This window comes from Sanguibacter sp. A247 (assembly GCF_052324925.1).
Taxonomy (GTDB): domain Bacteria; phylum Actinomycetota; class Actinomycetes; order Actinomycetales; family Cellulomonadaceae; genus Flavimobilis.
Window position 1 is genome coordinate 479,327 of the sequence record NZ_JBQPRE010000002.1, and the last position, 26,373, is coordinate 505,699.

Below are 26,373 nucleotides of genomic sequence, written 5' to 3' on the forward strand. Positions count from 1 at the left end.
TGCTGACGTAGGGGTGGTCTCGCACGGTAGATGCCTGTGCGCTGTGCGGCCTCGCGAGCGCCCCGTCCTGGGTGTGCACCCTGCCGACCGTGCTGTGCGGCCGTGAGTGCAGCCCCCGTTGCGGGTGCGTGCCCTGCTGGCTGCGCCGTGCTGTCGTGCGTGCGGCCGCAAGGGGACCGGCCGCTCGGTGCACGCAGCGTGCAGGAGTGCGTCGAGCCCGTATCTCTGGTGACGAACGAAGGAAGTGCTGTGGCACGAGCAGGCGGCAACCGGTCTGGACGTCCCCGCGGGGGTTCGGGCGGTCCGAATGGTTCGGGTGGGAAGCGTCGACGTGACGGTGACCGGGGCCTCGCCGAGATTCTCGCGGGGGTCTCCCGTGAGATCGGTGACGCGGTGCGCACGGCTCCGGCCCAGCCGGCGGTGCGCACGAAGTTCCAGGTCGTCGCGCTCCTCGTCCGGCGCGAGCGTGCGCGTGTCCAGGCCGACGAGTCGTTGAGCGCCGCGAAGCGCGCGAACGAGCTCAAGCGTCTCGACGGTGTGGCGACGTCCCTCGCGCGGATCGCCGCGCGGGACACCTCGCTGCTCACTCTCCTCGCGGAGGATGCGCGCGTGTCGGCGGCTGCGCGCACGTACACCGCGACAGTGCTGAGGGCCGCTGGCATCGAACCTCCCGAGGAGGTCGTGGAGCCTGAGCCCGAGGTCGTCGTCGAGGCGGTCGCGCCGCACCGTGTCGTGCCGCAGTCGGCCGTCGCCCGGCGTCGCGCGAACCCGTTCCTCGCCCCGGACTTCGAGGCGGTCGCCGAGCGTCAGGCGGCGCGCCCGCGCCGTCTAGCCGGCTGGGAGCTCCTCGAGCCGCTGTTCCGGTCGTTCGAGGTCGCAGGCACGGGCGAGATCGCGTGCATGGCCCTGCCGGACGGGTCGGGTGCGAGCGCGCCGTCCGGACGTCGGCTCATGCGCCACCAGGCGCAGGTCGTGCACGCGGCCGCTAAGGGCCATCGGACCTTCCTTCTCGCGGACGAGCCGGGGCTGGGCAAGACCGCCCAAGCGCTCCTCGCCGCCCAGGCTGCAGGAGCATTCCCGCTGCTCGTCGTCGTCCCGAACGTCGTCAAGACGAACTGGGCGCACGAGGCGCAGCTGTGGGTCCCTCACAGGCGCGTCACGGTCATCCACGGCGACGGCGACGGTGAGGGTGGCAGCGGGAGGGTCGACGCGTTCGCCGACATCTTCGTCGTCAACTACGAGATCCTCGACCGGCACGTCGGCTGGCTCGGGGAGCTCGGCTTCCGCGGGATGGTGGTCGACGAGGCGCACTTCATCAAGAACAGGTCCTCGCAGCGCTCGCGCAACGTCCTCACGCTCGCCGAGCGCATCCGGGAGCGGACGGCGAAGCCGTTGCTCGTCGCGCTCACGGGCACGCCTCTCATCAACTCGGTCGAGGACTTCCGCGCGATCTGGCAGTTCCTCGGCTGGATCGACGAGAAGCTGCCGGTCGGAGGCCTCATGACGGCGCTCGAGGAGACGGGCCTCAGCCCGGCCGACCACGGGTTCTACGCGGCCGCGCGCCGGGCGGTCGTCGACATGGGCATCGTGCGGCGGCGTAAGGCGGACGTGCTCACGGACTTCCCTGCACGTCGGGTCGCGGACCTCCCCGTGGAGATCGACGGCGCGCTGGGTCGTTCGATCCGCGCGTCGGAGGAGGCGCTCGCCCGACGCATGGTCGAGCGTTACTCGATGGCGATCGCGCACCGGCCGGTCGAGGTCGTCGACGGCGTGGATCTCGTTCTCGCGCGTCGCGTCGCGGCGACCGAGCTCAAGGACTCCACGTCGAAGGCCACGGGCGAGAACATCTTCACGATGGTGCGTCGGCTCGGGCAGGCCAAGGCAGGTCTCGCTGCCGACTACACGGCGCAGCTCGCGCGCAGCGTCGGCAAGGTCGTGTTCTTCGCCAAGCATGTCGACGTCATGGACCAGGCCGAGCAGGCCTTCACAGATCGGGGCATCCCGTTCGTCTCGATCCGGGGTGACCAGAGCGCCCGGGCCCGGGCGCAGGCCATCACGGCGTTCACCGAGGACGACGAGGTGCAGGTGGTCGTGTGTTCGCTCATGGCTGCGGGCGTCGGGCTCAATCTTCAGGCCGCGTCGAACCTCGTGCTGGCGGAGCTCCCGTGGACGGACGCGGAGCAGACTCAGGCGATCGATCGCGTCCACCGCATCGGTCAGGACGAGCCCGTCACCGCATGGCGGGTGGTCGCGGCGCAGACGATCGACACGAAGATCGCCGAGCTCATCGACGCGAAGTCGGGGCTTGCGGCGAGGGCTCTCGACGGTGCCGACGTTGACGACGAGTCGTCCTCGACGGACATCCAGCTCGAGGCGCTCGTCGCGCTGCTCGTCGGGGCGCTCGAGGACGAGGCGTCCTGACGTCGTCGTGCGTCCCGGCGGGCCGCAGGGAATGCCTGGAGGCGCGGGATCGTTATCCTGCGGCAGGGCCTCCCGGCCCGCTCCTGTACCCGACGCCTAGGCGTCCCACGCTCCTGGAGGAGAACCGTGACCATCGCTGCTCCGCACGTTCCTGAGGCCGGGTCTGTCGTCATGTACTCGACGACCTGGTGCGGCTACTGCCAGCGTCTGAAGTCTCAGCTCGACTCGGCGGGCATCGGCTACACCGAGGTGAACATCGAGGAGGTGCCCGGGACGACGGACTATGTTGCGTCGGTCAACGGCGGGGACTGGGTCGTGCCGACCGTCGTGTTCCCTGACGGCACCGCAGCGACGAACCCGTCGCTCGCGCAGGTCAAGGCGCGTCTGGTCTGAGTGTTCGTTCGAGGCCCGTGCTGTCCCCAGGGACGGCACGGGCCTTCGTCGTCCCGAGGTTCGCGACCCCGTGCCGTGGATGTCCGTGGCTGCTGGGATGATCGACCTGATGACTCCCGACGAGATCCTTGACGCCCTCGACCCTGACCAGCGCGCTGTCGCTCAGGTGGTCCACGGGCCCGTCGTCGTGCTCGCTGGCGCAGGCACGGGCAAGACGCGCGCCATCACCCATCGCATCGCCTACGGCGTGCGTGCTGGGTATTACCCGGCGTCGTCGGTCCTCGCAGTGACGTTCACCGCGCGCGCCGCCGGAGAGATGCGCTCGCGGCTGCGTGCGCTCGGCGTCGGCGGTGTCCAGGCGCGCACGTTCCACGCGGCGGCGCTCCGGCAGGTCGGCTACTTCTGGCCGAAGATCGTGGGCGGGGCCCCGCCCCGCATCGTCGAGCAGAAGGCCCAGATCGTCGCGCACGCGGCGACCGCGCTCGGCATCTCAGTCGACCGGCTCGCGGTGCGTGACCTTGCTTCGGAGATCGAGTGGGCGAAGGTCTCGCTCGTCCCCTCTGACGGCTACGAGGCGGCCGTGACCGCGTTGCGCCGCGAACCTCCTGCGGGCCTCGAGGCGCAGACGGTCGCGCGGCTCCTGCGCGCCTATGAGGACACGAAGAACAACCGCGCCCTCATGGATTTCGAGGACGTCCTGCTCTACCTCGCCGACATGATCGGCTCGCACTCGTCCGTCTCGAACGAGATCCGGCAGCAGTACCGGCGCTTCGTCGTCGACGAGTACCAGGACGTCTCGCCGCTCCAGCAGCTCGTCCTCGACCAGTGGATGGGGCCGCGCCGCGACTTGTGCGTCGTCGGTGACCCCTCGCAGACGATCTACTCGTTCACGGGTGCGACCCCGCGCCACCTACTCGAGTTCCGCAAGCGCTTCCCGGACGCGACCGAGGTCCGCCTCGTCCGCGACTACCGCTCCACGCCCCAGGTCGTCGGTGCGGCCAACGCCCTGCTCGCTGACCCGCGCGCTCGCACCTACGCGGGGCTTGAGCTCGTCGCCCAGCGGCCCGCCGGGCCGCCCGTGGGGCGATCCATGCACGACGACGACGAGGCCGAGGCCGCGTTCGTCGCAGGCCGTGCCGCGCGGCTCATCGCGGCCGGAACGCCCGCGAGCGAGATCGCGGTGCTCTTCCGCACGAACGCCCAGTCGGCGGTCCTGGAAAACGCGTTCGCCGACGCAGGCGTGGCGTACCTGGTGCGTGGCGGCGAGCGGTTCTTCCAGCGCAAGGACGTCCGCGACGCTCTCGTCCTGCTGCGCGGGGCGGCGCGTGCCGCCGATCCTGAGATGTCGCTCGGTGACGCCGTCCGTGATGTCTTGCTCAACGCGGGCTGGGCGCCTGCAGCCCCCGCCGCCCGCGGTGCCGTGCGTGAACGGTGGGAAGCCATGCAGGCGCTCGTGGCGCTCGCCGACGACCTCGCGGGGCGTGACGGAGCGGACATCCGCATGCTCGTCGCAGAGCTCGACGAACGCGCCGCCGCCCAGCACGCTCCCACGGTCGAGGGTGTGACGCTCGCGTCCCTGCACGCTGCGAAGGGCCTCGAGTGGGACGCCGTCTTCCTCGTCGGTCTCAGCGAGGGGCTCATGCCGATCTCCCTCGCGACTGACCCGGCGGCGATCGCCGAGGAGAAGCGCCTTCTCTACGTCGGCATCACGCGCGCCCGCGAGCATCTCCACCTGTCGTGGGCGCGGTCACGGAGCGGGTCTGGTCGTGCGTCGCGCACCCGTTCGCGCTTCCTCGAGCACCTGGGCACCGACGGCGGGCCGCGCCGCCGCGGCGTGGTCGAGCACGACCGCAGCGAGGGACCCGACCCCGTGCTCCTCGATGCTCTCCAGCGGTGGCGGGACGCACGTGCGGAAGACATCGGCCGGCCCGTGCACGTCGTCGTCACGGACGTCACCCTCAACGAGATCGCGACCTTGCGGCCCAGCACGCTCGACGATCTCGCGACGATCCGCGGGCTTGGGGCAGATCGGCTCGAACGCTACTCAGACGACCTCCTCAGGGTCCTGTCCGCGCATCGCACCCGACCCTGAGGTCACGAACAGGTCACGATCGCGACCGTCGTTCATTAATGAATTGGCCACGCGAGGAGCGGTCGGTCTACGGTGGACAAGTTCCTGACGGAGAGCCCACGACGCCGAGCGTCGCAGGCCGAGAAGAGAGAGGGGTGAGCACGCATGAAGACCATCACGACTACGGCGATCTCGATCGTCGCGCAGGGAATGACTCCCAGCCGTCGTCCGCGTGCCCACCTCGCCGGAGCACACCGTCTGCTCCCCGGCGCAGTGCATCACTCGCCTCAGATGACCAGGTATGACGTCTGACGCTTTGCGCGTCAGCCCCTGATCATCAACCCGCCCGCTCGGCGGATCACTCACACGTTCGACCTTCTGGGATGCTCCGGCACTCCCGTCGACCCCGTGAGCTGACCCGGCACGTGGCGCACCTTCTCTCTTGCACCACCTGGAACACCCGGAGGCCACCATGCGGCCCAGCATGCTTCTTGCACCATCCATCCAGCGCGACGACCTCGCTGTCGCACCCGTGTCGCGTCCCGCTCCTGCGGGCCTCACCCCAGCGAGGCCCGTGCAGCCCACCCCCGCGACCGCAACCCGCGAGGAACGCGCAGAGTTCGACGCACTCCTCGCCGCGGTCGTCCCGTGCCGGACCGAAGACCCCGAGCTCTGGTTTGCCGAGCACACCGCCGACGTCGAACGCGCCAAGGAGCTCTGCCGCGGCTGCCCGCTCGCCGCGGGCTGCCTCGACGGAGCTCTCGAACGCCGTGAGCCCTGGGGCGTCTGGGGCGGCGAGGTCTTCGTCGACGGCAGGATCGTCGCCGTCAAGCGAGGGCGCGGTCGCCCCCGCAAGGTGCGTCCCGACGAGGCGCGCGTCGCATGAGACGCGACACCCGCCCCAGGGATGCGCAGGTCACGACATGACCGCCACCCGCCCAGCGCCACGCTGGGACGCAGCACCGCAGGCCGGTGCACCCGCCGCGCGGGTGCGCCGGCCTTCGGCGTTCTGAGGGACGCTACAACGAGCCGCACCCGCAGGCCGGGTGCACGGGCCAGTACTCGCTCGTGTGCTCGAGGCTCGGCGAGACCAACGACGTCGATCGAGCCAGCCGCGACAGCGACCCGCGCGGATCGATGAGCTCGAGCGTGCGCGCTGCCGCGAGACCCGCGCCGGCAACAGCGAGAACAGGATCTTCGGCCCCGTGCCCCACGTGCCGGCCGCGTGCGGGCGGCACGTGCTCGTCTGCCCGGTGCAGGTCGACGCACCGCAGACAGGCGGTCTGACCGGGAATGACGCCCGGCCCCACCTCGAGCCGACCAGGCCACCACGTGACGACGAGGTGCGGCACTCCCTGGGCGACGAGCCGCCACATGCATGCCGGGTCGATCTGTTCGTGCGTCACGATGACCGCAGCGGTGAGGGTTCCGGGATCATGCCCGTCGAGCACCCCGGGTGACAGCGTGGTCCGCGTCGCGGGAGAGTCGGCGAGAACGGAGGCGGCAGCCCGCGGTCGGGGCATCCCGACGTCCCCGATCCGGTACCCGCCGACACCGAGGTCGTCCGGGCCGACGACGGCTGCGTCGTCGACGACGAGGCGACGCACACCGACGGAGGCCAGAGTGCGGGCCAGCTGGACGCCGAGACGGCCGAGCCCCAGGATCCCGACGCTCGCGCTCATGACGTGCGAGCTGACCGCGTCGGTGGGGGCTGCGATGGATTCGGTCGTCGTGGCGTCGCGGGCTAGGAGGGGCACGGCGTCGTGCGCCGTCGCGGCGGGACGGGGGAGAGGACGCGTCTCGGTGGTCACGCGTTCGAGGATCGCAGCGGCCGCGGTGTCGTGGGAGTTGTCCACAGGCACGGCGCGTGAGGTGCCGAACGCGCGCGGGTCACGGTACGGTCAAGTTATGAGCGAGGGGGCTGCGTCGAACGTGAGCGCCGTTGAGGTGCGTCGCAGCCGTCGGCGTACCCGCACCGTGAGCGCCTACCGTGAGGGCGGCCGCACGGTCGTCGCGATTCCCGCCCGCTTCACCCAGGCGCAGGAGCGCGAGTGGGTCGAGCGCATGCTTGAGCGGCTCGCTGTGAAGGAAGCCCGTCGGCGTCCGTCGGACGACCAGCTCCTCGCGCGCGCGACCGAGCTCTCTGCGCGGTACCTCGACGGTCTCGCGGTTCCGTCGAGCGTCACGTGGTCGGCGCACCAGGAGCGTCGCTGGGGCTCGTGCTCGGTCGACGACCGCACCATCCGCATCTCGACGCGCGTGCGTGGCTTGCCGTCGTGGGTCCTCGACTACGTCCTCGTCCACGAGCTCGCGCACCTGCTGCAGGCGGGGCACGGTCCCGGGTTCTGGGAGCTTGTCGAGCGCTACCCGCGCACGGAGCGCGCCCGCGGCTTCCTCGAGGGCGTGGCCTTCACGCAGGACAGCGCCGGCGCAGAGGGCGACCCCGGAACAGGCGACCACGTCGACTGACGCGGTCGCCTGGCCCTGGCCCGGCGCCGGCTCAGCTCCCTGACGAGCTCGGCCCGCCGTCGGCTCCGCCGTCGCCGTCCCCGTCGTCCGTCGTGCGCTCGCCCTCGGCCTCGGCGAGGAACTCCTCGATCGCCCGGTCGACGTCTGCGAACTCGGCGTTCGCGCTCGCCCGGCGCCCCGCAAAGCCCGCCGGGTCGTCGAGGTCCTCGGCCGTCGGCAGGAGGTCCGGGTGGTCCCAGACCGCGTCGCGGACCTCGTTCCCGGACTGCTCGGCGATGAGCCGCCACAGCGCGGCAGCCTCGCGGGAGCGTCGCGGACGCAGCTCGAGCCCCACGATCGTCGCGAACGTCTGCTCGGCAGGACCTCCTGCGGCGCGGCGCCGGCGCAGCATCTCGCGCAACGGCATGGCGTGCGGCAGGTGGGGGAGCGCTGCCGCCGTCGCGACCTCATCGACCCACCCTTCGACGAGCGCCAGCGTCGTCTCGAGCCGGTCGAGCGTGGAACGCTGCTCCTCGGTCTGGCCGATGCCGAAGAAGCCGCCCCCGGCGAGGGCCGAACGCAGCTGCTCGGGGTCGCCCGGGTCGACGTCCCGGACCGCCTCGTCGAGAGCGTCGACATCGATCGTGATGCCGCGCGCGTAGGCGTCGATGAGGCCGAGGAGGTGCCCGCGCAGCCACGGCACGTGCGTGAAGAGACGTGCGTGTGCCGTCTCGCGGAGCGCGAGGTAGAGCCGCACCTCCTCGAGAGGGGCGTCGAGGCCCTCGGCGAACGCCTCGACATTCGCGGGCAGCAGTGCGCTCATCGGCTCGGTGACGAGGGGGACGCCGATGTCGGTGAGGCCGAAGACCTCGCGAGAGAACGTGCCCGCAGCCTGCCCGATCTGCATGCCGAACATGGCTGAGCCCAGGCGTTCGAGCAGCTTCGACGGGTCCGCGAGGGCGCCGGGCGGAAGGACCGCAGCCATGCCGGGCGGCAGCATGTCAGACATGTCCTCGGGCAGCCGCTCACCGAGCACGCCCGTGAGCGCGGCGACAAGGTTCGTCGCGACGGGCGCAGCGAGACGTGACCACGCGGGCAACGTCTGCTCGACCCACTCCGAACGGCTCCAGACGTGACGCGTCCCGCCTGCGGGCGCAAGGTCGGTCGCGATGTCGAGCCAGAGGTCCGCCACGCCGAAGGCGTCGAGCGCGGCACGGCGGTGCGCCTCGCTCACGCTCGGGTCGCCGCCCGTGACGGCGACCTGCCGGGCGACGTCGTGCGCAACGTCGCGGTTGACCGGCCCCGACCCCATCGACAGGAGCGACCGCACCTGCCCGAGGACCTGGTCCATGAGCCGTGGGTCGTCGGTGATCCCGGCTGCTGCGTTGAGCGCGTCGACGTCCATGCCGCGGGCCCGCAGCTGCGCGATCGCCTCGTCAGCGTCGGCTCCGAAGACGGAGCGCAGCAGACGCTCCCAGGGCTCCTCCTGAGGGGACTCGCCAGAGAAGTGCTCCGTCATTGGTGTCTCCCGGTGCAGGTGTACGTGCGCCCGGGCGACCGGACGTGGGAACATCCACGGTAGCCGTCGCTGCGGCGGGAGAGAGGGGTGGAGGCATGTCTGAAGGGCAGGTTCGCTCACGGCGCACCGTGCTGCGCGGCCGTGGGCCTGTCGTCGACACCCTCGCGCGGATCCTCGAGGCCGAGGCTGACGCTCCCGTCCTGGGCGATGTCGACGTCGTCGTCGTGGTCGACGGGGGCGCCTTCGACCCTATGCCGCCGGCTCGTGTGGGGGCCTGGCTCGAGGAGCACGACGCACAGATCGCGCGGGAGGTGGCCGAGTTTCGTCCCGGCTCGGTTCACCGCGTCGTCGTCGTCTCGTCGGCAACCGTGCTCGGAACGCTCGCCGAGGGTGGCGCCCACACGGACGACGCCGTGCCGGAGAACGGGATCGAGGGAACGGCCGCGATGACGGCGGCGCTCGAGGGCCATGTCGTCGACGCGGCCAATGCGCTCGGTATCCCCGTGACGGTCGTGCGCGCGGCGCCCGTCGTCGGGCCCGGGATCGACACGATGATCACGCGGCACTTCGAGATGCCCTGGCTCCTCACGCTTCGCGGGATCGACCGGGAGTGGCAGTTCTTGCACGTCGACGACCTGGCGACCGCGGTGCGCACGGTCCTCGACCACGACCTCGGGGGCACGATCGTCGTCGGGACGCCCGAGCCTCTCTCGGTGCGCGAGGTGGTTGCGGCGTCAGGGATGCGCCGCGTCGACCTGCCCGCGCAGACCGCGTTCGGCATCGCCGAACGTCTCCACCGCGCGGGCTTGCTGCCCGCGTCGGCAGCCGACCTCTCGCTCGTCGTGCACTCGTGGACCGTGGCGCCCGAGCGCCTGCTCGCGCTCGGCTGGGAGCCGAGCCGGACGAACGACGACTGTCTGGGCGAGCTGCTCGTCGGGGTGCAGGGTCGCACGGCCCTCGTCGGGCGACGCGTCCAGGGCCGCGACGCGGCCGCGTTCGGTGCGGTCGGGGCCGCCGTCGCGTTCCTCGGAACCGCAGCCGTCATGCGTCAGGTGCGTCGTCGGTGAGACGCGGCGACGCGAGACCTGGGCGCGATCGCGCCGCTCCTGCGCGATGATGGACGACGTGCCTCACGACGTCCCACCGCACCAGCCTGCCGACGCCTCCGTCGGGCCCGACGCGCCCGTCGGGCTCCGGGACGACGAATGGCGCCAGGTGCCGCTCATGACCCGCCGGGTCCTCACGCAGACGATCGCGCTCGTCACGGCGGCGCTCGCGCTCGCAGGGCTCGTCGCCATCCCGACGGGATATGTCGTGCGCCTGCCGGGGCCGACCTTCGACACGCTGGGGTCGGACGGGACGGAGGTCATCGAGGTGACCGGGGCGGAGACCTTCCCGTCGACCGGGCAGCTGCGATTCACGACCGTCTCGGCGCTCGGCAACCGTGAGGCATCCGTTCCCGTCGCGCGGCTCGTGCGCGCATGGTTCGACCCGGACGAGGGTGTCTACCCGGTCGAGGGGCTCTTCCCCGAGGGCACGACGACCGAGCAGACCGAGCAGCAAGGGCTCGCCGAGATGGTGACGAGCCAGGAGTCGGCGACCGTTGCCGCGCTGCGCGCGCTCGGCGAGCCGGTCATCGAGACCCTCACCGTGGTCGAGGCCGACCCCGCGATGAAGGCACACGGGATCGTGCAGCCGGACGACGTTCTGCTCGCGCTCGACGGAACTGCGCTCGAGTCCTTCGAACAGCTTGCGACGCTCCTCGACGCGATCGAGCCCGGGACGACGGTCACGGTGCGTGTCGAACGCGACGGCACGCCGACGGACCTCGAGGTCGTGACGTCCCCCGGGCCGCTCGACCCGCACAACCCGGTCGAGCGGTCGTACCTGGGCGTGAGCGTGGATCGGACCTTCGAGACGACGCCCCAGGTCTCCATGCACATCGACGAGGTGGGCGGCCCGAGCGCCGGCCTCATGTTTGCCCTGGGCATCATGGACAAGCTCACGCCGGTCGACGAGACCGGTGGCACCATCATCGCGGGCACGGGAACGATGGGCACCGACGGGGTGGTCGGTCCGATCGGCGGCATCACCTACAAGATGCGGGGCGCGCGCGACGCAGGCGCGGCGTGGTTCCTCGCGCCCTCGACCAATTGCGCCGAGGTCGTCGGGCACGTTCCGGACGGCATGCGTGCCGTGTCCGTCACGACCCTCGACGACGCGTACGACGCGGTCGTCGCGATCGGCGAGGGCCGCGGCGCGACGCTCGCGACCTGCTCGTAGGAAGTCGCAGGAACGCGTCCCGCGCCCGCGTCGTGACGACGGGACGCGCCCGCGCTGTGACGACGGGACGCGCCCGCGTCGTGACGACGGGACGCGCCCGCGCTGTGACGACGGGACGCGCCCGCGTCAGTCGTCGAACGTCGCGTTGAGCGCGGCGATGAGACCGGGTACGAGGTCGGGGCCGAGCGCGACCTGCGTCGGGTCGTCGTTGCGACGCGTGCGGATGGCGCACCACGTCGGGCCCGCACGCATGACGGCAACCGCCAGGCGGACGTCCTCGCGCTCGGGGTGCTGGGCCAGGTAGTCGAGCGCCTCGTCCGGGTCCGACGGCATCCCCACCTCGGCCTCGGGCGGCACGATGACGCGCTCGACGACGAGCGCCGCGCCGTGGACGGTCGACGGCCACGCGAGCGAGCCCAGCAGCTCTTCGAGCGTGTCGGCGGGAGGCAACCCCTCCTGCTCGATCGAGAGCATCGCGAACTCGTTGGCCTCGACCTGGCCGGGGAGCTCGGGCATCTCGTGAGCGAGCTCGGGGGAGGATGCGAGCGCCTCCTTCGTACGGATGATCGCGAAGACTCGTGGCGGTCCGTCCCAGCCGCCGCGAGCGACGTGCTGCTCGATCTCACGAATCGTCTCGGACAGCGTCAGTTCCTCGAGCGTGTGCTCGGGTGCTCCCTCGGTGGTCATCGTTCCAGTCTGCCGGACGCTGCCGCCCGCTGCCGAACCGGGGGTGGGAACCTCCTCGGACCCTGGGGCGTTGGCCCCATGAGAACGTCTCTCTCGAAGAAGGTAGAACCCGTGGCATTCACACGCCCTCCAGCACGCCCTCGTCCTGCCGCGCCGGGTGAGCGGCGCAAGCTCTCTCCGCTCGGCGTCACGATCGGGGTGCTCGCCGCGATCGTTGCTGTCGTGGTCCTCGCGGCGCGCTTCTGGACGGAGGTGCTCTGGTTCAAGGGGCTCGGCTTCGAGCGTGTGCTGCTCACCGAGTGGGGCATGCGCGCGGGACTCTTCGTCGTCGGGTTCCTCGTCATGGGCGTCGCGGTCGGCGTCAACCTTCACCTCGCATGGCGCAACCGGCCCGTCTACGCGCCCTCGACGCCTGAGCAGGCGACCCTCGACCAGTACCGCGAGGCTGTCGAGCCGCTGCGCCGTGTCGTGACGTTCGGTGCGCCTGCCCTGCTCGGTCTCTTTGCCGGGGGCGCGCTCTCGGCCCGGTGGGAGATGGTCCTGCTGTGGATCAACGGCCAGGACTTCGGCGTCGCCGACCCTGAGCATGGCCTTGACGTCTCGTTCTACACGTTCACGCTGCCGGGCCTGCGCATGGTCGTCTCGACGCTCCTCGCGATCGTCGTCGTCAGCCTCATCGGTGCGGCCGCGATGCACTACCTCTACGGCGGCATCCGTCTCGGAAGCGTCACCGCGGGAGAGTCGCGCACGACGCGCTCCGCGCGCGTGCACCTCTCAGTCCTCGCCGCGATCGTCATGCTCCTGCTCGCCGCGAACTACTGGCTCGACCGCTACGCGATCCTCCTGAGCTCGGCCGGCGGCGTCACTGACGCGCCCTACACCGGTGCGACGTACTCGGACGTCCACGCCGTCATCCCTGCGCGCGCGATCCTCGCGGGCGTGGCGATCATCGTGGCGATCCTCTTCCTCATCACCGCGGTGCGCGGCAGCTGGAAGCTCCCGGCGATCGGCGTCGGCCTCATGATCGTCTCCGCGGTCGCGATAGGTGCTCTCTACCCGGCGTTCGTCGAGCGATTCCAGGTGCGCCCCAACGCGCAGGAGCTCGAATCGGAGTACATCCAACGGAACATCGATGCGACGCGTACGGCGTTCGGGATCGACAAGGTTGAGGTCACGGACTACGACGCCAAGACGACGGCGACCGCGGGCGCGCTGCGCGAGGACTCCGAGACCGCGGCCTCGATCCGTCTGCTCGACCCGGCGATCGTCTCGCCGACGTTCACGCAGCTGCAGCAGAACCGTCAGTACTACGCGTTCTCGCGCTCGCTCCAGGTCGACCGTTACGAGATCGACGGCGAGAAGCGCGACACCGTTATCGCGGTGCGCGAGCTCAACCAGGCCGGGCTCGGCGAGGCTCAGCGCAACTGGGTCAACGACCACACGGTGTACACGCACGGCTTCGGTGTCGTGGCTGCCTACGGCAACGCGGTCAGCAAGGACGGCCAGCCGTCGTTCTTCGAGGGTGGCATCCCGTCGGTCGGTGAGCTCGGCGAGTACGAGCCCCGCATCTACTTCGGCCAGAACTCGCCGACGTACTCGATCGTGGGCGCGCCCGAGGGGCGTGGCAACTGGGAGCTCGACTACCCCGACAACGACGAGGGCCAGGTCATGACGACCTTCCCGACGGGGAGCGTCGACGCTGGTCCCACGATCGGCAACGCCGTCAGCAAGCTGCTGTTCGCGGTGCGGTTCGGTGACGAGCAGATTCTCTTCTCCGACCGCGTGACCTCGGAGTCGCAGATCCTCTACGATCGCGACCCGCGTGAGCGTGTGCAGAAGATCGCTCCGTACCTCACGCTCGACTCGCGTGTGTACCCGGCGGTCGTCGACGGGCGCGTCAAGTGGATCGTCGACGGCTACACGACGAGCGCTGACTACCCCTACGCGACCCAGCAGCAGCTCGAGGCCATGACGGACGACACCGCCGCGCGCAACAACCTCGTGGCCGAGGTCGCGCCGCAGACCGTCAACTACATCCGTAACTCGGTCAAGGCGACGGTCGACGCGTTCGACGGCAGCGTCACGCTGTATGCGTGGGACACCGAGGACCCGGTTCTCAAGACGTGGCAGAAGATCTTCCCTGCCTCGTTCACTCCCGTGAGCGAGATCTCGGGTGACCTCATGAGCCACATCCGGTACCCGGAGGACTTCTTCAAGGTCCAGCGCTCGCTGCTTGCCCGTTACCACGTCACGGAGTCCGCGGCGTTCTTCTCGAGCGCCGACTTCTGGCAGACACCGTTCGAGCCGACGTCGTCGTCCGAGACGAATGCGCCTCTGCAGCCGCCGTACTACCTCACGCTGCAGATGCCCGGTCAGGACGTCCCGTCGTTCTCGCTCATGTCGACCTTCATCCCCGGCGGTGCCACAACAGGGCAGCGTCAGGTGCTCACGGGCTACCTTGCCGCTGATGCGGAGGCAGGCAACAAGGCGGGAACGATCGGTGAGGGCTACGGCAAGCTGCGGCTGCTCACCCTGCCGAAGGACAATGCGGTTCCGGCGCCGGGCAACGTCCAGAACAACTTCGACACGGACGCGAGGATCGCCGACGCGATCACGGGTCTGCGCGTCGGTAACGCGACGGTCGTCTCGGGCAACCTCCTCACCCTGCCGGTCGGCGGCGGTCTGCTCTACGTCCAGCCCGTGTATGTGCAGTCGAGCTCGGGCACGAAGATCCCGCTCATGCGTAAGGTCCTCGTCTCCTTCGGTGACCAGGTCGGGCTGGGCAACACGCTCGGGCAGGCGCTCGACGACGTGTTCGGGGGGAACTCTGGTGCGGAGACGGACGAGGATCCGGGGCCGACGGCTCCGACGACCCCGCCCGTGACGGACCCGACGACCCCGCCTGCGGATCCCACGACTCCGTCGGAGCCGACGACGGAGCCAGCCGACCCGGCGACGCCGCCGGCGCCGGGGACGCCGGCCGAGCAGCTCGCGACGGCGCTCGCCGACGCGGAGAAGGCGATCAACGCTGCGGACACCGCGCTCAAGGCGGGTGACTTCGCGGCGTACGGCGAGGCGCAGAAGTCGCTCGAGGATGCGATCGCTCGCGCGATCGCGGCGCAGGGCTCCGGCAGCTGACGCCACGGGTGTGCGGCTGAGGGCGGGCGACCACATGGTCGCCCGCCCTCAGCCGTCTCCGCGACGCCCGTACGCTCCGCGCCCGCTGATCGTCTGCGCCGGAGGTGCCGGGTGCCGGGCGTCACAGCACCTCGATTTGGCGTGGCGGCCGCCGTGTCGTAAGGTTAAGACATCGCCGCGGGGTGGAGCAGCTCGGTAGCTCGCTGGGCTCATAACCCAGAGGTCGCAGGTTCAAATCCTGTCCCCGCTACGAATGAAACGGCCCTTGGTCTGCGGAAACGCACACCAAGGGCCGTTTCCCTTTGCCCGTGTGGCGCGACCGAGCTCGCGCCCAAGCCCTGAGGCCTGTCTCCGGTCGCCGGGGTGGGCCCGCGTCGGCTCGGGGGCGGGGGACTTCAGTGCTTCCGGGGGTTGCCCTCGTCACACGGTGTTGTCGCGAGTCGAGCTGCCTATGGGCTGGACGGACGGGGGAGGTCTGGGCGTAGGATCGAAACGTTACGATCCACGGCGCCCCCGGCTCTCGACCAGCCTGGCTCCGCACGTGCGGGCGACCACTGACGGCCGCTCCACACCTCGCCCCCGCACGTCCTGCTCACCGGAGTTCTGCCATGTCCAAGGCACTCACCGCCGGAACCCCCTGGCGCGTCATCCTCTTCTTCGCCCTGCCACTCCTCATCGGCAACGTCGTCCAGCAGCTCTACCAGGTGGCCGACGCCTGGGTCGTCGGCCGTGAGCTGGGCGTCAACGCGCTCGCCGCGGTCGGCTCGACGGGCGCGATGATGTTCCTCCTGCTCGGCTTCGCGTGGGGCATGACCTCAGGTTTCGCGATCCCGACGGCGCAGGCCTTCGGCGCAGGCGACGCGGCGGGTGTGCGACGGTCGGTCGGCGCGGGCATCGCCCTGACGGGCCTCGCCACGCTCGCCGTCATGGCCATCGGTGCGCTCTTCGCCCGGCCCCTGCTCGCCCTCATGCAGACTCCGGCCGAGCTCCTCGACGAAGCCACGACGTTCGCCGTCATCAGCTTCCTCGGCGGCTTCGCCACCATGTACTTCAACTACCTCGCCGCGATCATCCGAGCGATCGGTGACTCGCGCACGCCGCTCGTCTTCCTCTCGATCTCGTGCGTCCTCAACATCGGGCTCGTCTACCTCTTCGTCGCCGTCCTCGACGGCGGCGTCGCCGGCGCCGCCTACGCAACCGTGGCGGCGCAAGCGTTCTCCGTCGCGCTGTGCGTCAACCACGTGCGCCGCCGCATCCCGGCCCTGCACATCACGCGTTCCGACCTGCGGGTCTCACGTGCCGAGCTCGGCCTGCACCTGCGCATCGGCCTGCCCATGGGCTTTAATGCGTCGATCATCGCGATCGGCTCGCTCGCGGTCCAGGTGCGGCTCAACACGATGGGGGCAGACGCCGTTGCCGCATGGACGACCGCGGTGCGCGTCGACGGTCTCGCGGTCGCGTTCCTCGCGTCCATCGGCCTCGCGGTCTCGACCTTCGCAGCGCAGAACTACGGCGCGGGCCTGCCCGCCCGCATCCGCAGGGGCGTCAAGGAGGGCACGCTCATGGCGGTGGGGGTCTCGCTCGTCCTCGCACTCATCCTCATCACCGCGGGTAGCTCGATCATCCGGTCGTTCGTCGGAGAGGGTGAGGAGGACGTCGTCGCGCTCGCGCACAAGTTCCTCGTCATCAACGGCGTCTTCTACTGGGCGCTCGGCATGCTCTTCACGATCCGCGGAGCACTGCAGGGCATGGGCCGCACGCTCATCCCGACCGCGACGGGCGTCATCGAGCTCGTCATGCGCGTCGTCGCCGCAATCATCCTCGGCGGTCTGTTCGGGTTCGTCGGCGTCGCGTGGGGCAACCCGCTCGCCTGGCTCGGCGCCGTCGTCCTGCTCGTGCCGGCATGGTTCTCGGCGCTGCGCGCCCTGCGTCTTGACGAGCTCGCGCCCTTGCGTCCCGTCCACGCGCCCGGCGAGGCCGCGGACGAGGCCGTGCGTCGTGAGGTGGAAGAGCGCTGTGGGGAGCCGATCGGCACCTGAGCTCGGACGGGTGCCACGGCCGACGCGTACCATCGGCTGCGACATGAGGCGCAGTCTGCGCCCTTCGTGCAGCGGAAGGTGGGGCATGGCGGCTGTTCGGCAACGCAGAGGAATGAGGGCGGGGACCGTCGAGCGCCGTGAGCGCATCCTTGACGCCGCATTCGAGATCTTCGGGTCCAAGGGCTACTCGAACGGCTCGCTCGCCGAGATCGCGGAGCAGGTCGACATGACGCACGCCGGGGTGCTTCATCACTTCGGCTCCAAGGAGGCGCTCCTCATCGAGGTGCTGCGACGCCGGGACGAGCACGACGTCGCCACCCTCGAGGGCAAGCACATGCCCGGTGGTGTCAACCTCTTCCGGCACCTCGTACGCACCGCGTTCGTCAACGCGCACCGCGCCGGGATCGTCCAAGCCTTCGCCGTGCTGTCCGCAGAGTCTGTCACCGACGGCAACCCTGGACGCACCTACTTCACGGGCCGCTTCCGGTCGCTGCGCGACGACGTGAGCCATGCGTTCGACGAGATGTGCGCCGAGCTTGGCGTGCCGCCGTCGGCGGACGTCGCCTCAGCGTCGGCTGCGATCGTCGCCGTCATGGACGGCCTCCAGGTGCAGTGGCTCCTCGACCCCGACCGCCTCGACCTCGGGCAGTCGAGCGCGTATGCCATCGAGGCGATCGTCGCCTCGGTCGTGCACCCTCACGTCGACGTGCTGGGGCCGCGTGGGCAGTGGCCCCGGTCGATCCTCGAGGGCTACGAGGACGAGATCTGCGCGACGCCGTCCGCATGATGCGTGCGTCGGCGGCGTAGGCTCACCTCATGGCACGTTACGTGGAGGTTCACCCCGCTGATCCGCAGCCACGCGCGATCGCGCAGGTGGTCGCGATGCTCCGGGACGATGCGGTGATCGCCTACCCGACGGACTCCGGCTACGCGCTCGGCACCGCGGTCGGCAACCATGCGGGAGCTGATCGCATCAGGCGCGTGCGCAAGCTGGGCGAGGACCACCACTTCACGCTCGTGTGCTCGGACTTCAGCCAGCTCGGCCAGCTTGTTCACCTCAACAATGCGTCGTTCCGAGCCGTCAAGCACGCGACACCTGGGCCGTACACGTTCATCCTTCCGGCGACGAAGGAAGTGCCGCGCAGGCTTGCGCACCCACGCAAGAAGACGGTCGGTGTGCGCATTCCCGAGCACCCCGTGGTTCGAGCGCTCTTGCGGGAGCTGGGGGAGCCATTGCTGTCCTCGACGCTCCTCCTGCCGGACCTTGACGAGCCGCTCACGCAGGGCTGGCAGATCAAGGACGAGCTCGAGCACGAGCTCGACGCCATCATTGACGATGGTGAAGAGACCGAGGCTCGCCCGACGACGGTCGTTGACCTGTCCGACGGGGCGCCCGTCGTTGTTCGCGTGGGTTCGGGGGACCCGAGCCGTTTCGAGTAGCGCTCACCTCGACAACGCCGACGGCGCCGCTCCCCTCGCCGGGTGCGACGCCGTCAGTCGTGTGGTCAGGCCTTCTGCAGCGAGATCACGGAGCGGATCGTCGCGACGATCGCGGCGCGGACGTCTTCGTGCACGATCCCGAGCGCCTCGTGCGTGAGCCCGGGATCCGTGACGGCGTCACGGTCCTGGAAGACGGCGGAGTCGACGAGGTGGATGCCGTGCTCCTTGCCCGCTGCCGCCGTCGCTGCGTCGTACTGCTCCATCGCCGGCAGGATCGCCTCGAGCGGGACCGTCACGACGTCCGAGGTGTCTCGGCCGAGCTCGGTGCAGATGATCTCGTGGAACTCGCGGTAGGTGAGGGCATAGTCGTTGATCGCATAGTGACCACCATGCTCCCCGCGCTCCATCGCACCCACGGCCGCCTGCGCGACCTGCGCGACCGTCACCGCGGACGTCGAGCCTCGCTGCACGTGAATCGCGCCGTGCGTCGCTGCGATGCGGTTGACGAACATCTCCCACAGCGGCATGCGGCCCGGCATCATGCCGAAGATGTAGGGCAGGCGCAGCGACATGACCTCCATGGCGCCGTCGCCCTCGAGGTACGCGGCCTCCTCCTGAGCGAGACGTGTGCGCGGGTAGCCGTTGCGCGTGCGGTAGCCGAGCTCGGGCCACAGCTCGGCGAACTCTGCCGTGTAAGAGCCGAACAGGACGAAGCGCTCGACGCCGACGCGCCGGGCTGCGCGTGCGACGCGCTGCGTGGGACGGACGTTGGCGTTGTAGAAGAAGTGGGCCGCCGGAGCATCCGGGACGATCCGCTCGTCGGCGCCGGCCGCGTAGATGACGGCATGCATGCCCGCGAGGAGGTTGGCGAGCTCGCCGTCGGACATCTCGGTGACGTCGCCGAGCAGCTCGGTGACAGGCTCACCGTCGAGGTCCCCGAAGAGGTTCTCGGCCGGGACGGGCGGAAGTGAGAGCGAGGTGACACGGTAGCCGCGGCTCACCAGCTCGCGGGTCGTGTGGTAGCCGAGGAGGCCAGTGCCTCCGATGACGAGAACGTCCTTCACTGTCATGCCCTTTCGTCGTCCGGGTGTGCTCACCCCAGTATTTGCACGACGGTCTGCAGGCGAGCGGGCCGATGGTCCCCAGCCTCCCGGGCCGTTGGTCCCCGGAGTTCCGCGGATCCGCGTGTCCTCGAGACGAGTGAGGGTGCGCAAGAATCTTGGCGTCGAGAGGCTCGATGTCGAGGTGGGGATCTATCGGTCAGCGAAGGTCCAGAGGTGTGAAAGGATCCTCCTCAACGTCCGGTGCGGACGCGTCAACAGGAGCCGGCAGGGGTCGGCGAAGCAGGGATGGCGCAATGGTGCGTTCTTCTGGTGTGCTGGGTCGTTGGGGCTGGAATGAACCGCCCCGGGTTCGTAGATGCTCTCAATCCACGGAGGATGAGGGTCAAGGGTGCGCCCAGGAAGTACCCCGAGGAGCTTCGCGAGCGTGCGATCCGGCTCGTGCTCGAGGCGGAGCAGGATCTTCGGTTTCCACTCGCCCTACCCACTGATCGTCAGGACCATGCCTGCCTCGCGGTGGCCTGTGACGGCGCACCACGCGTCGAGCGTGCCATCGACGACGCCGACATCGAGCGTCGCCGTCTCGTCCCGCGACAGCAGGCGGGTGCCCGCACCGGTCTCTGTGACAAGGTCGTGCGGCATGCCGTCGACGTTCGTCAGTTCGATGACGAGCCGGCGTCCGTCGGGCACCGTGACCGACGCGGGATGGAAGCGCATGTCGCGCGCGATCACCGGCACGTGATAGCTGCCGTCGCTGGCGACATACGCGGCGGCGGGCTCCTCAGGGGCCGAAGGTCCGCATGCTGCGAGCGTGAGCGCAGCAGAAGCGACGACGGCAGCGAGGCGGGCAGACCGTGGGCGTGGGGCGTGAGTCACTCGTCGACCATAGTCCCGCCGCGTCTTGGGAGGTGGCAGGATATCGACGACGACCCGCAACGACGAGGGAGAACGTGATGAGTGACGTCAAGGTCGGGATCATCGGCTACGGCCTGGGTGGCGCCGCGTTCCATGCGCCATTCGTCGCCGCGACTCCGGGGCTCGCCCTCACGGCGATCGTCACGAGCCGCGCCGCCGCAGCCGACGAGATCGCCGCCCGCTACCCCGGGGCACGCGTCGTCCCTGACGTCGACGCACTCTGGCAGGCGGGCGTCGACGTCGTCGTCGTCACAACCCCCAACCGGACGCACGTGCCGCTCGCGCGCGCAGCGCTCGAGCGCGGTATCGGCGTCGTCATCGACAAGCCCGCCGCGCCTGACGGTGCAACGCTCCGCCAGCTCGGTGAGCTCGCCGATGAGCGCGGCGTGCTCCTCACCGTCTTTCACAACCGCAGGTGGGACGACGACCACCTCACGCTCCGCAGCCTCATCGAGGCGGGCACGCTCGGGGAGGTGCGCCGCTACGAGTCGCGCTGGGAGTCCTGGCGGCCCGCCGCGCGCGGCGGCTGGCGCGAGTCGGCCGACCCTGCGGACATGCCCGGCCTGCTCAACGACCTCGGCACGCACCTCGCCGACCAGGCGATCGACCTGCTCGGCCCCGTCGCGACCGTCTATGCCGAGACTGACGTTCGGCGCTCGGGGGTCGGAGCTGACGACGACGCCTTCGTCGCACTGACCCACGTGGGCGGCGCTCGCACGCACCTGACCATCAGTGCGCTCGTGCCCTCACCGGGCCCCCGGCTGCGCGTCATCGGGTCCCGGGGCCAGGCCGAGTCGTGGGGGCTCGACGAGCAGGAAGTTGCGTTGCGTGCGGGGCGGCACCCCGTGGGGGACGGGCTGGCCGACGACGGCACGCTCTGGGGTGCACGCACTCCGGCCGGGACCATGGCGCTCACGCTCACCTCCGGCGACAGCACCGAAGTGAGCGATGTGCGCATGATCCCGGGCGACTACGGCGTGTTCTACACGCGTCTCGCGGACGCCGCGAACGGCCGCGGACCCGTGCCCGTGAGTGTCGAGAGCGCGGCCGTCACCCTCGACGTTGTGGCGGCCGCCCACCGCGCCGCCGCAACAGGGCAGGTCCAGACGCTGGGGCTGTGACCCTGGGCAGCATCGCTCGGCTACGCGGCGACTGTGCTCGCGAGATGACGGCGCAAGCGGCGGTCCTCGAACACTGCCATGACGATGCCCACGACGAGGATCGGCGTGAGTGCCAGCCAGGCCCACGTGAAGCCGCGATCCGTGAACAGCGCCGGGTTCGTCTCGCCAGCAAGGTCAAGAACGATGCCGATGATGCCCATCGCGAGCAGGTTCGCCAGGAAGGCCCCCGCGTTAACCATGCCCGTCGCGACGCCCTGGGAGCGCAGCGGCACCGTGGCACGCGCCTGGTCCAGCCCGAGCAGCGACGCCGGCCCGGCGACGCCCATGACGATGACGAGTGCGAGCAGGAGCGTCGTCGGCGTGTGTCCGGGCCACGTGAGGGTCACGGTCCACGCAGCGACCTGCAGTCCGACCCCGCCCAGCACGAGCATGAGCCGTCGCGACGCGAAGCGCCCCGACAAGAGTCCCATGACCGGGCTGAACACGATGAACGCCCCGACGTACACGGACAGGACCTGGAGCGCGCTCTCGTCGGACAGCCCCTCCGCACGCGTCATGTAGGGGAAGCCCCACAGCAGGACGAATGCGTAGGCCGGCATCGCGGCGACGAAGTGGAGCCAGAAGCCCGCGCGCGTCCCGGGGTCGAGGAGGGTCCTGCGCAGCGACGGCGCATCGGGTGTCGGAATGACGACCGCAGCGCGCGCCGGTGGGGCCGCGGGCGCGGCGTGGGCGTCGGGAAGCGAGGTGAGGTCGACCTCGACGCTCACGCGCCGCGCATCGCGCACCACGAGCACGACGAGGACCGCTGCGAGCAACGTGACCACGCCCGCCGCTGTGAACGCACCCGTCCACCCTCGCACCGCGACGAGCGCGACGAAGGGACCCAACGACAGCAGCTGGCCCAGCTGGCCGACGAGCCCCGTCACCTGGGTCGCGACAGGGACCGTGCGCGCCGGGAACCACGCAGGCAGCAGCCGTACCGCCGGGATGAACACGAACGCGTCACCCGAGCCGACGAGCACGCGCGCCGCCACGGCCGCGGGAACCGAGTCGGCGAGGCCGAGGAAGATCTGCCCCGCACCGATGAGGGCGCACCCGACCGTGAGCGACATGCGCGGCCCGAAGCGGTCGAGAAAGAGCCCGACGGGGACCTGAAGCCCCGCGTACACGACGAGCTGAAGCACGGCGAACGACGAAAGCGTCGCGGACGTCGTCGCGAACCTCTCGGCGGCCTCGACGCCCGTCGCCGAGAGCGAGGAGCGGGCGGCCACAGCGAGGACGTAGGCGAGGAGCGCCACGCCCCAGACGACGAGGGCGCGTGGCGTGACGTGATCGATCGTGTTGCGTTGCGTGGGGGCGTGGCCGGAGAGGTCTGCCTGGCCGTGGTGCGGCACTGGGATTCCTTCTGCGTGCGGCGAGTCCGAAGGGGCGGGCCGGGCGGGAGCGGACGATGAGTGCTGTGCGAGCGGCCGACGGCCTCCCGGGGCACTTCTCAAAACATCCTACCTTTAGCCGGCGTGGTGCCGGAAGACACCAACGCCGGGCCGCGCGATGCGCGACCCGGCGTTCACGGTGTGTGCAGGTCAGCCCGTGTTCTGGAGGCCTGCGGCCACGCCATTGAGCGTGATGAGCAAAAGGCGCTGGATCCGCGCGACCTCTTCCTCAGAACGAGAATCGTCCAACCGGAGCGCACGCAGTGCACGCACCTGGATGAGCGAGAGCGCGTCGACGTACGGGCTGCGCATCTGCACCGCCCGGCCCAGCACGCGCATGTTCGCGAGCATGCGGTCCTTGCTCGTCGTCCGCAGCACCCACTCCTTGGTGAGCGCCATCTCGTCGAGGACCAGCGCGGCCAGGTCCTCGCGATCGCCGAGCGCGAGGTAGCGCGCGGCAATGCGCTCGTCGGTCTTCGCGAGCGACATCTCAACGTTGTCGATCATCGTCGCGAACAGCGGCCAGCTCTCGTACGCCCGGCGCAGCTCGTCGACGTCACCCACCGCGGCGAGCGCGGTGCCGAGGCCGAACCAGCCCGTGAGGTTGATGCGCGCCTGCGACCACGCGAAGACCCACGGGATCGCACGCAGGTCGTCGAGTGAGTTGATCGACAGGCCGCGCTTCGCCGGACGCGAGCCGAGCGGCAGCAGGCCCACTTCTTCCTGAGGGGTCACCTGAGCGAACCACTGCGGGAAGCCGGGAGCGTGGACGAGCTCGAAGAATCGAGCGCGCGACGCCGCGTCCATGACGGCTGCGGTCGCTGAGAACGCCTCCGCAGCCTCAGAGTTACGGCGTTCGTTGCTCGGCGCCGACGCGAGCAACGTCGCAGCGGCAACCTGATCGATGTGCCGCGTGGCGATCGCGGGATCGCCGTAGCGTGCCGCGATGACCTCACCCTGCTCGGTCAGCTTGAAGCGGCCGTCGACCGAGTGCGGCGGCTGGGCAAGGATCGCGCGGTTCGCGGGACCGCCGCCACGGCCGAGCGCACCGCCGCGACCGTGGAACAGCGTGAGCGTGAGGTTGTTCTCCTGAGCCCACTGCGCGATGCGCTGCTGCGCGACATACAGCGCGAGGGTCGCAGAGACCGGGCCGACGTCCTTCGAGGAGTCCGAGTAGCCAAGCATGACCTCGAGACGACGGTCCGTCGCCGCAAGACGCTCGACGACCTCAGCCTGCGTCACGTACTCCGTGAGCACGTCGACTGCGGCCTCGAGGTCCGCGAACGTCTCGAACAGCGGGATGACGTCGAGCACGGGAAGCTCTGCGTCCTCGCCGAGGGCGTGACGCGCAAGCGCATAGACGTTCCCGAGGTCCTCGGCGGACGTCGTGAACGAGACGATGTAGCGTCGCGCAGCCTGGATTCCGTAACGGTCCTGGATGAACGCGATGGCACGGAAGGTGTCGAGCACCTCGACCGCGCGCTCCGAGAGCGGGCCGTCGACACCGTGCTCAGCGATCTCAGCAAGCGTCTCGCGATGGACCTGCGAGTGCTGACGCACCTCGTGCTCCGCGAGATGGAAGCCGAAGGTCTGGACCTGCCAGATGACCTGCTGCAGATCTCCGTACGCGACGCGCATGGCCTTCGCCTCGACGAGCGAGCGCTGCACGACGAGGAGGTCGGCAAGCAGCTCGTCCGACGTGCGGTAGGCAAGGTCAGCGTCACGCCGACGCGTCGCACGCACGCGAGCCGCGACGACGAGCAGCACGCGACGGTGCGGCTCGTTGGGAGAGCGCACGGCGATCTCACGTGTGAGCTCCTCAGCCATCCGCGTCTGCGTGCGCCACAGCGACGCAAGCTCGGCGGAGCCGGGCGTGGAGTCGCCGTCGTGCGTGAGGCTCCGGCCGAGCTCGGCCACGACGTTCTCGAGCGCGATGAGCACGTGCTCGTTGGCAATCGCAGCGGCCTGCTTCGTGATCGCGGCCGTGACGTTCGGGTTGCCGTCGCGGTCCGCGCCGATCCACGTGCCGAGGCGCACGAACGGTGCGACGAGCGGCTCGCTCATACCGGCCGAGTCGCCGTTGAGGAGGTCGTCGAAGCGGCGGTAGACGGCCGGGAAGGTCTCGAAGAGCGTCTGGTCGAAGACATTCATGGCGGTGCGGACCTCGTCGAGCGGCGACGGCTTCGAGGAGCGCAGGGGCGCCGTGCGCCACAGGGTGTCGACCTGACCGAGAAGACGACGGCGGTTGTCGGCGAGCGTGATGCCGCCGATCGCCTGGTCGTCGCGCTCGCCGAGCAGCTCGGTGATGCGGCGAATGGCGGCGGCAACCGCACGGCGTCGAGCCTCGGTCGGGTGAGCGGTGAGAACGGGACGGAACTCGAGCGCACGAATGCGCCGCGCCGTCTCGTCGTCACCGACCTCCTCACGCAGCTGGGCCACGGCCGACTGGACGTCGTCGCTCACGTGCGAGACATCCTGAGCGTCGGCCTCACGGCGCCGCAGGATGCGTACGCGGTGGTGCTCCTCAGCGAGGTTGACGAGGTGGAAGTAGCAGGTGAACGCGCGAGCGACCTGTTCGGCACGCTCGAGCGTGAACGTCTCGATGAGGGCCTCGGCGGCCTCGATCGAGGCCGAGCCGTCCTCGTCGTAGGCGGCGATCGTCAGCGCGCGCAGCTGCTCGACGTCGTCGAGCAGCTCCTGGCCGACCGACTCGGTGAGGACCTGGCCGAGCATTCCGCCAAGAAGGCGGACATCGGCGCGCAGCTCGTCCGGCATCTCGTGCCGTGCGGTGCCGCGCTCGTCCGGAGCGGTGAGGGTGGGGTCCTGGTGGGTCACGTCCCTGACCTTAGGACCTTCGTCGGGGTTGGCGCGCGCATGTTCGTCATACGGGCCACCCGCCCCCAGGCGACGGACGATCGGGGACTACGCGGAAGACCCCGACGACGGCGGCACGTGATCGCCAGATCCGGCCGCGCGCAGGGCCTCACGCAGCAGGTCCATCGCCGCGTCGAGCTCGGCGCCCGGCGTGTCGGGCTGCGCGTTGGCGAATGACAGCTCGGCCTCGCCCCACGCCGGGAGCACATGCACGTGCAGGTGAGGGACCTCGAACCCCGCGACGAGGAGCGCCGCCCGCGGCGCCGCGAACGCGACCTCCTGCGCGCGACCGATCGTCGCCGCGACGCTCATGAGGTGCGCGAGCAGATCGTCGTCGGCCTCGGTGAACGACGCGATCTCAGCGCGCGGGACGACCAGGACGTGACCTGGCGAGATGGGTGCGATAGTCGCGAACGCGACCGCCACCGGATCCGACCAGACGAACCGACCGGGGATCTCGCCGTTGATGATACGGGTGAAGAGCGTCGCCATGGCAGCAATCTACTGCGCTATGTTGGCTCGCAGATACG

The 26,373-nt window shown here is 70.2% G+C and carries 20 protein-coding genes and 1 tRNA gene; 13 read left to right on the plus strand and 8 right to left on the minus strand.

Features of this window, described 5'->3' with window-relative positions:
• Positions 1-249 precede the first annotated feature (249 nt).
• The 4 genes from ACTVCO_RS06275 to ACTVCO_RS06290 all read left to right on the plus strand — a co-directional run bounded on the left by ACTVCO_RS06275 (position 250) and on the right by ACTVCO_RS06290 (position 5,771).
• Positions 250-2,421, plus strand: a complete 2,172-nt coding sequence (locus tag ACTVCO_RS06275; protein ID WP_443727543.1) for a DEAD/DEAH box helicase — start codon at positions 250-252, stop codon at positions 2,419-2,421.
• Between the two features lie 171 nt (positions 2,422-2,592).
• On the plus strand, positions 2,593-2,814 hold the full coding sequence (locus ACTVCO_RS06280) for a mycoredoxin (protein ID WP_443727918.1): 222 nt from the start codon (positions 2,593-2,595) through the stop codon (positions 2,812-2,814).
• 109 nt (positions 2,815-2,923) lie between these two features.
• Positions 2,924-4,906, plus strand: a complete 1,983-nt coding sequence (locus ACTVCO_RS06285; RefSeq protein ID WP_443727544.1) for an ATP-dependent DNA helicase UvrD2 — start codon at positions 2,924-2,926, stop codon at positions 4,904-4,906.
• A 463-nt stretch (positions 4,907-5,369) separates the two neighbouring features.
• Positions 5,370-5,771: a WhiB family transcriptional regulator gene (locus ACTVCO_RS06290; RefSeq protein WP_443727545.1), complete on the plus strand. Its 402-nt coding sequence runs from the start codon at positions 5,370-5,372 to the stop codon at positions 5,769-5,771.
• Between the two features lie 133 nt (positions 5,772-5,904).
• On the opposite strand, the gene ACTVCO_RS06295 is transcribed toward ACTVCO_RS06290, so the two are convergent.
• Positions 5,905-6,696, minus strand: a complete 792-nt coding sequence (locus ACTVCO_RS06295) for a ThiF family adenylyltransferase (RefSeq protein ID WP_443727546.1) — start codon at positions 6,694-6,696, stop codon at positions 5,905-5,907.
• Positions 6,697-6,793: 97 nt separating this feature from the next.
• Here ACTVCO_RS06295 and ACTVCO_RS06300 point away from each other — a divergent pair, with 97 nt between their 5' ends.
• Positions 6,794-7,354 (plus strand): M48 metallopeptidase family protein, encoded by a 561-nt coding sequence (locus tag ACTVCO_RS06300; protein WP_443727547.1) that lies wholly within the window; start codon positions 6,794-6,796, stop codon positions 7,352-7,354.
• 31 nt (positions 7,355-7,385) lie between these two features.
• Here the strand turns inward: ACTVCO_RS06300 and ACTVCO_RS06305 are convergent, their stop codons facing one another.
• Positions 7,386-8,852: a zinc-dependent metalloprotease gene (locus ACTVCO_RS06305; protein WP_443727548.1), complete on the minus strand. Its 1,467-nt coding sequence runs from the start codon at positions 8,850-8,852 to the stop codon at positions 7,386-7,388.
• A 95-nt stretch (positions 8,853-8,947) separates the two neighbouring features.
• Between ACTVCO_RS06305 and ACTVCO_RS06310 the strand changes: the two genes are divergently transcribed.
• Entirely contained in the window at positions 8,948-9,919 is a 972-nt protein-coding gene (locus ACTVCO_RS06310) for an NAD-dependent epimerase/dehydratase family protein (protein WP_443727549.1), read from the plus strand.
• A 58-nt stretch (positions 9,920-9,977) separates the two neighbouring features.
• Positions 9,978-11,135 carry a YlbL family protein gene (locus tag ACTVCO_RS06315; protein ID WP_443727550.1) on the plus strand — a complete coding sequence of 386 codons (1,158 nt, stop codon included), beginning with the start codon at positions 9,978-9,980 and terminating at the stop codon, positions 11,133-11,135.
• A gap of 126 nt (positions 11,136-11,261) precedes the next feature.
• Here the strand turns inward: ACTVCO_RS06315 and ACTVCO_RS06320 are convergent, their stop codons facing one another.
• Positions 11,262-11,822, minus strand: a complete 561-nt coding sequence (locus tag ACTVCO_RS06320) for a PPA1309 family protein (RefSeq protein ID WP_443727551.1) — start codon at positions 11,820-11,822, stop codon at positions 11,262-11,264.
• Positions 11,823-11,933: 111 nt separating this feature from the next.
• On the opposite strand from ACTVCO_RS06320, the gene ACTVCO_RS06325 reads away from it, so the two are divergent.
• The 5 genes from ACTVCO_RS06325 to ACTVCO_RS06345 all read left to right on the plus strand — a co-directional run bounded on the left by ACTVCO_RS06325 (position 11,934) and on the right by ACTVCO_RS06345 (position 18,439).
• Positions 11,934-14,960, plus strand: a complete 3,027-nt coding sequence (locus tag ACTVCO_RS06325; protein WP_443727552.1) for a UPF0182 family membrane protein — start codon at positions 11,934-11,936, stop codon at positions 14,958-14,960.
• A 176-nt stretch (positions 14,961-15,136) separates the two neighbouring features.
• Positions 15,137-15,210 (plus strand) — tRNA-Met (locus ACTVCO_RS06330).
• A gap of 358 nt (positions 15,211-15,568) precedes the next feature.
• The gene (locus ACTVCO_RS06335; RefSeq protein ID WP_443727553.1) at positions 15,569-16,999 is read left to right on the plus strand and encodes an MATE family efflux transporter; all 1,431 of its coding nucleotides are present in this window, start codon (positions 15,569-15,571) and stop codon (positions 16,997-16,999) included.
• 85 nt (positions 17,000-17,084) lie between these two features.
• Positions 17,085-17,786, plus strand: a complete 702-nt coding sequence (locus tag ACTVCO_RS06340) for a TetR/AcrR family transcriptional regulator (protein WP_443727554.1) — start codon at positions 17,085-17,087, stop codon at positions 17,784-17,786.
• A 29-nt stretch (positions 17,787-17,815) separates the two neighbouring features.
• Complete coding sequence (locus ACTVCO_RS06345; RefSeq protein ID WP_443727555.1) at positions 17,816-18,439, plus strand: L-threonylcarbamoyladenylate synthase; 624 nt, start codon at positions 17,816-17,818, stop codon at positions 18,437-18,439.
• Positions 18,440-18,504: 65 nt separating this feature from the next.
• On the opposite strand, the gene ACTVCO_RS06350 is transcribed toward ACTVCO_RS06345, so the two are convergent.
• Both ACTVCO_RS06350 and ACTVCO_RS06355 read right to left on the minus strand, forming a co-directional pair.
• On the minus strand, positions 18,505-19,509 hold the full coding sequence (locus ACTVCO_RS06350) for an NAD-dependent epimerase/dehydratase family protein (RefSeq protein WP_443727556.1): 1,005 nt from the start codon (positions 19,507-19,509) through the stop codon (positions 18,505-18,507).
• A 471-nt stretch (positions 19,510-19,980) separates the two neighbouring features.
• The gene (locus ACTVCO_RS06355; RefSeq protein ID WP_443727557.1) at positions 19,981-20,376 is read right to left on the minus strand and encodes a hypothetical protein; all 396 of its coding nucleotides are present in this window, start codon (positions 20,374-20,376) and stop codon (positions 19,981-19,983) included.
• Between the two features lie 77 nt (positions 20,377-20,453).
• Between ACTVCO_RS06355 and ACTVCO_RS06360 the strand changes: the two genes are divergently transcribed.
• Complete coding sequence (locus tag ACTVCO_RS06360; RefSeq protein ID WP_443727558.1) at positions 20,454-21,536, plus strand: Gfo/Idh/MocA family protein; 1,083 nt, start codon at positions 20,454-20,456, stop codon at positions 21,534-21,536.
• A gap of 20 nt (positions 21,537-21,556) precedes the next feature.
• Here ACTVCO_RS06360 and ACTVCO_RS06365 read toward each other — a convergent pair whose 3' ends face one another.
• From ACTVCO_RS06365 to ACTVCO_RS06375, 3 genes are all read right to left on the minus strand, one after another.
• A complete protein-coding gene (locus ACTVCO_RS06365; protein WP_443727559.1) occupies positions 21,557-22,930 on the minus strand; it encodes an MFS transporter in 1,374 nt (457 codons plus the stop codon).
• A 189-nt stretch (positions 22,931-23,119) separates the two neighbouring features.
• Positions 23,120-25,744 (minus strand): phosphoenolpyruvate carboxylase, encoded by a 2,625-nt coding sequence (locus tag ACTVCO_RS06370; RefSeq protein WP_443727919.1) that lies wholly within the window; start codon positions 25,742-25,744, stop codon positions 23,120-23,122.
• 147 nt (positions 25,745-25,891) lie between these two features.
• Positions 25,892-26,335, minus strand: a complete 444-nt coding sequence (locus ACTVCO_RS06375; protein ID WP_443727560.1) for an HIT family protein — start codon at positions 26,333-26,335, stop codon at positions 25,892-25,894.
• Positions 26,336-26,373 lie beyond the last annotated feature (38 nt).

What these genes read in the sequence shown, in the direction of transcription:
- ACTVCO_RS06310 (WP_443727549.1), top strand. Translation starts at nt 8,948, where the DNA reads ATGTCTGAAGGGCAGGTTCGCTCACGGCGCACCGTGCTGCGCGGCCGT.
- ACTVCO_RS06375 (WP_443727560.1), bottom strand. Translation starts at nt 26,335, where the DNA reads ATGGCGACGCTCTTCACCCGTATCATCAACGGCGAGATCCCCGGTCGG.
- ACTVCO_RS06360 (WP_443727558.1), top strand. Translation starts at nt 20,454, where the DNA reads ATGAGTGACGTCAAGGTCGGGATCATCGGCTACGGCCTGGGTGGCGCC.
- ACTVCO_RS06290 (WP_443727545.1), top strand. Translation starts at nt 5,370, where the DNA reads ATGCTTCTTGCACCATCCATCCAGCGCGACGACCTCGCTGTCGCACCC.
- ACTVCO_RS06280 (WP_443727918.1), top strand. Translation starts at nt 2,593, where the DNA reads ATGTACTCGACGACCTGGTGCGGCTACTGCCAGCGTCTGAAGTCTCAG.
- ACTVCO_RS06285 (WP_443727544.1), top strand. Translation starts at nt 2,924, where the DNA reads ATGACTCCCGACGAGATCCTTGACGCCCTCGACCCTGACCAGCGCGCT.
- ACTVCO_RS06370 (WP_443727919.1), bottom strand. Translation starts at nt 25,744, where the DNA reads ATGCCGGACGAGCTGCGCGCCGATGTCCGCCTTCTTGGCGGAATGCTC.
- ACTVCO_RS06345 (WP_443727555.1), top strand. Translation starts at nt 17,816, where the DNA reads ATGGCACGTTACGTGGAGGTTCACCCCGCTGATCCGCAGCCACGCGCG.
- ACTVCO_RS06320 (WP_443727551.1), bottom strand. Translation starts at nt 11,822, where the DNA reads ATGACCACCGAGGGAGCACCCGAGCACACGCTCGAGGAACTGACGCTG.
- ACTVCO_RS06305 (WP_443727548.1), bottom strand. Translation starts at nt 8,852, where the DNA reads ATGACGGAGCACTTCTCTGGCGAGTCCCCTCAGGAGGAGCCCTGGGAG.
- ACTVCO_RS06350 (WP_443727556.1), bottom strand. Translation starts at nt 19,509, where the DNA reads ATGACAGTGAAGGACGTTCTCGTCATCGGAGGCACTGGCCTCCTCGGC.
- ACTVCO_RS06300 (WP_443727547.1), top strand. Translation starts at nt 6,794, where the DNA reads ATGAGCGAGGGGGCTGCGTCGAACGTGAGCGCCGTTGAGGTGCGTCGC.
- ACTVCO_RS06335 (WP_443727553.1), top strand. Translation starts at nt 15,569, where the DNA reads ATGTCCAAGGCACTCACCGCCGGAACCCCCTGGCGCGTCATCCTCTTC.
- ACTVCO_RS06340 (WP_443727554.1), top strand. Translation starts at nt 17,085, where the DNA reads ATGGCGGCTGTTCGGCAACGCAGAGGAATGAGGGCGGGGACCGTCGAG.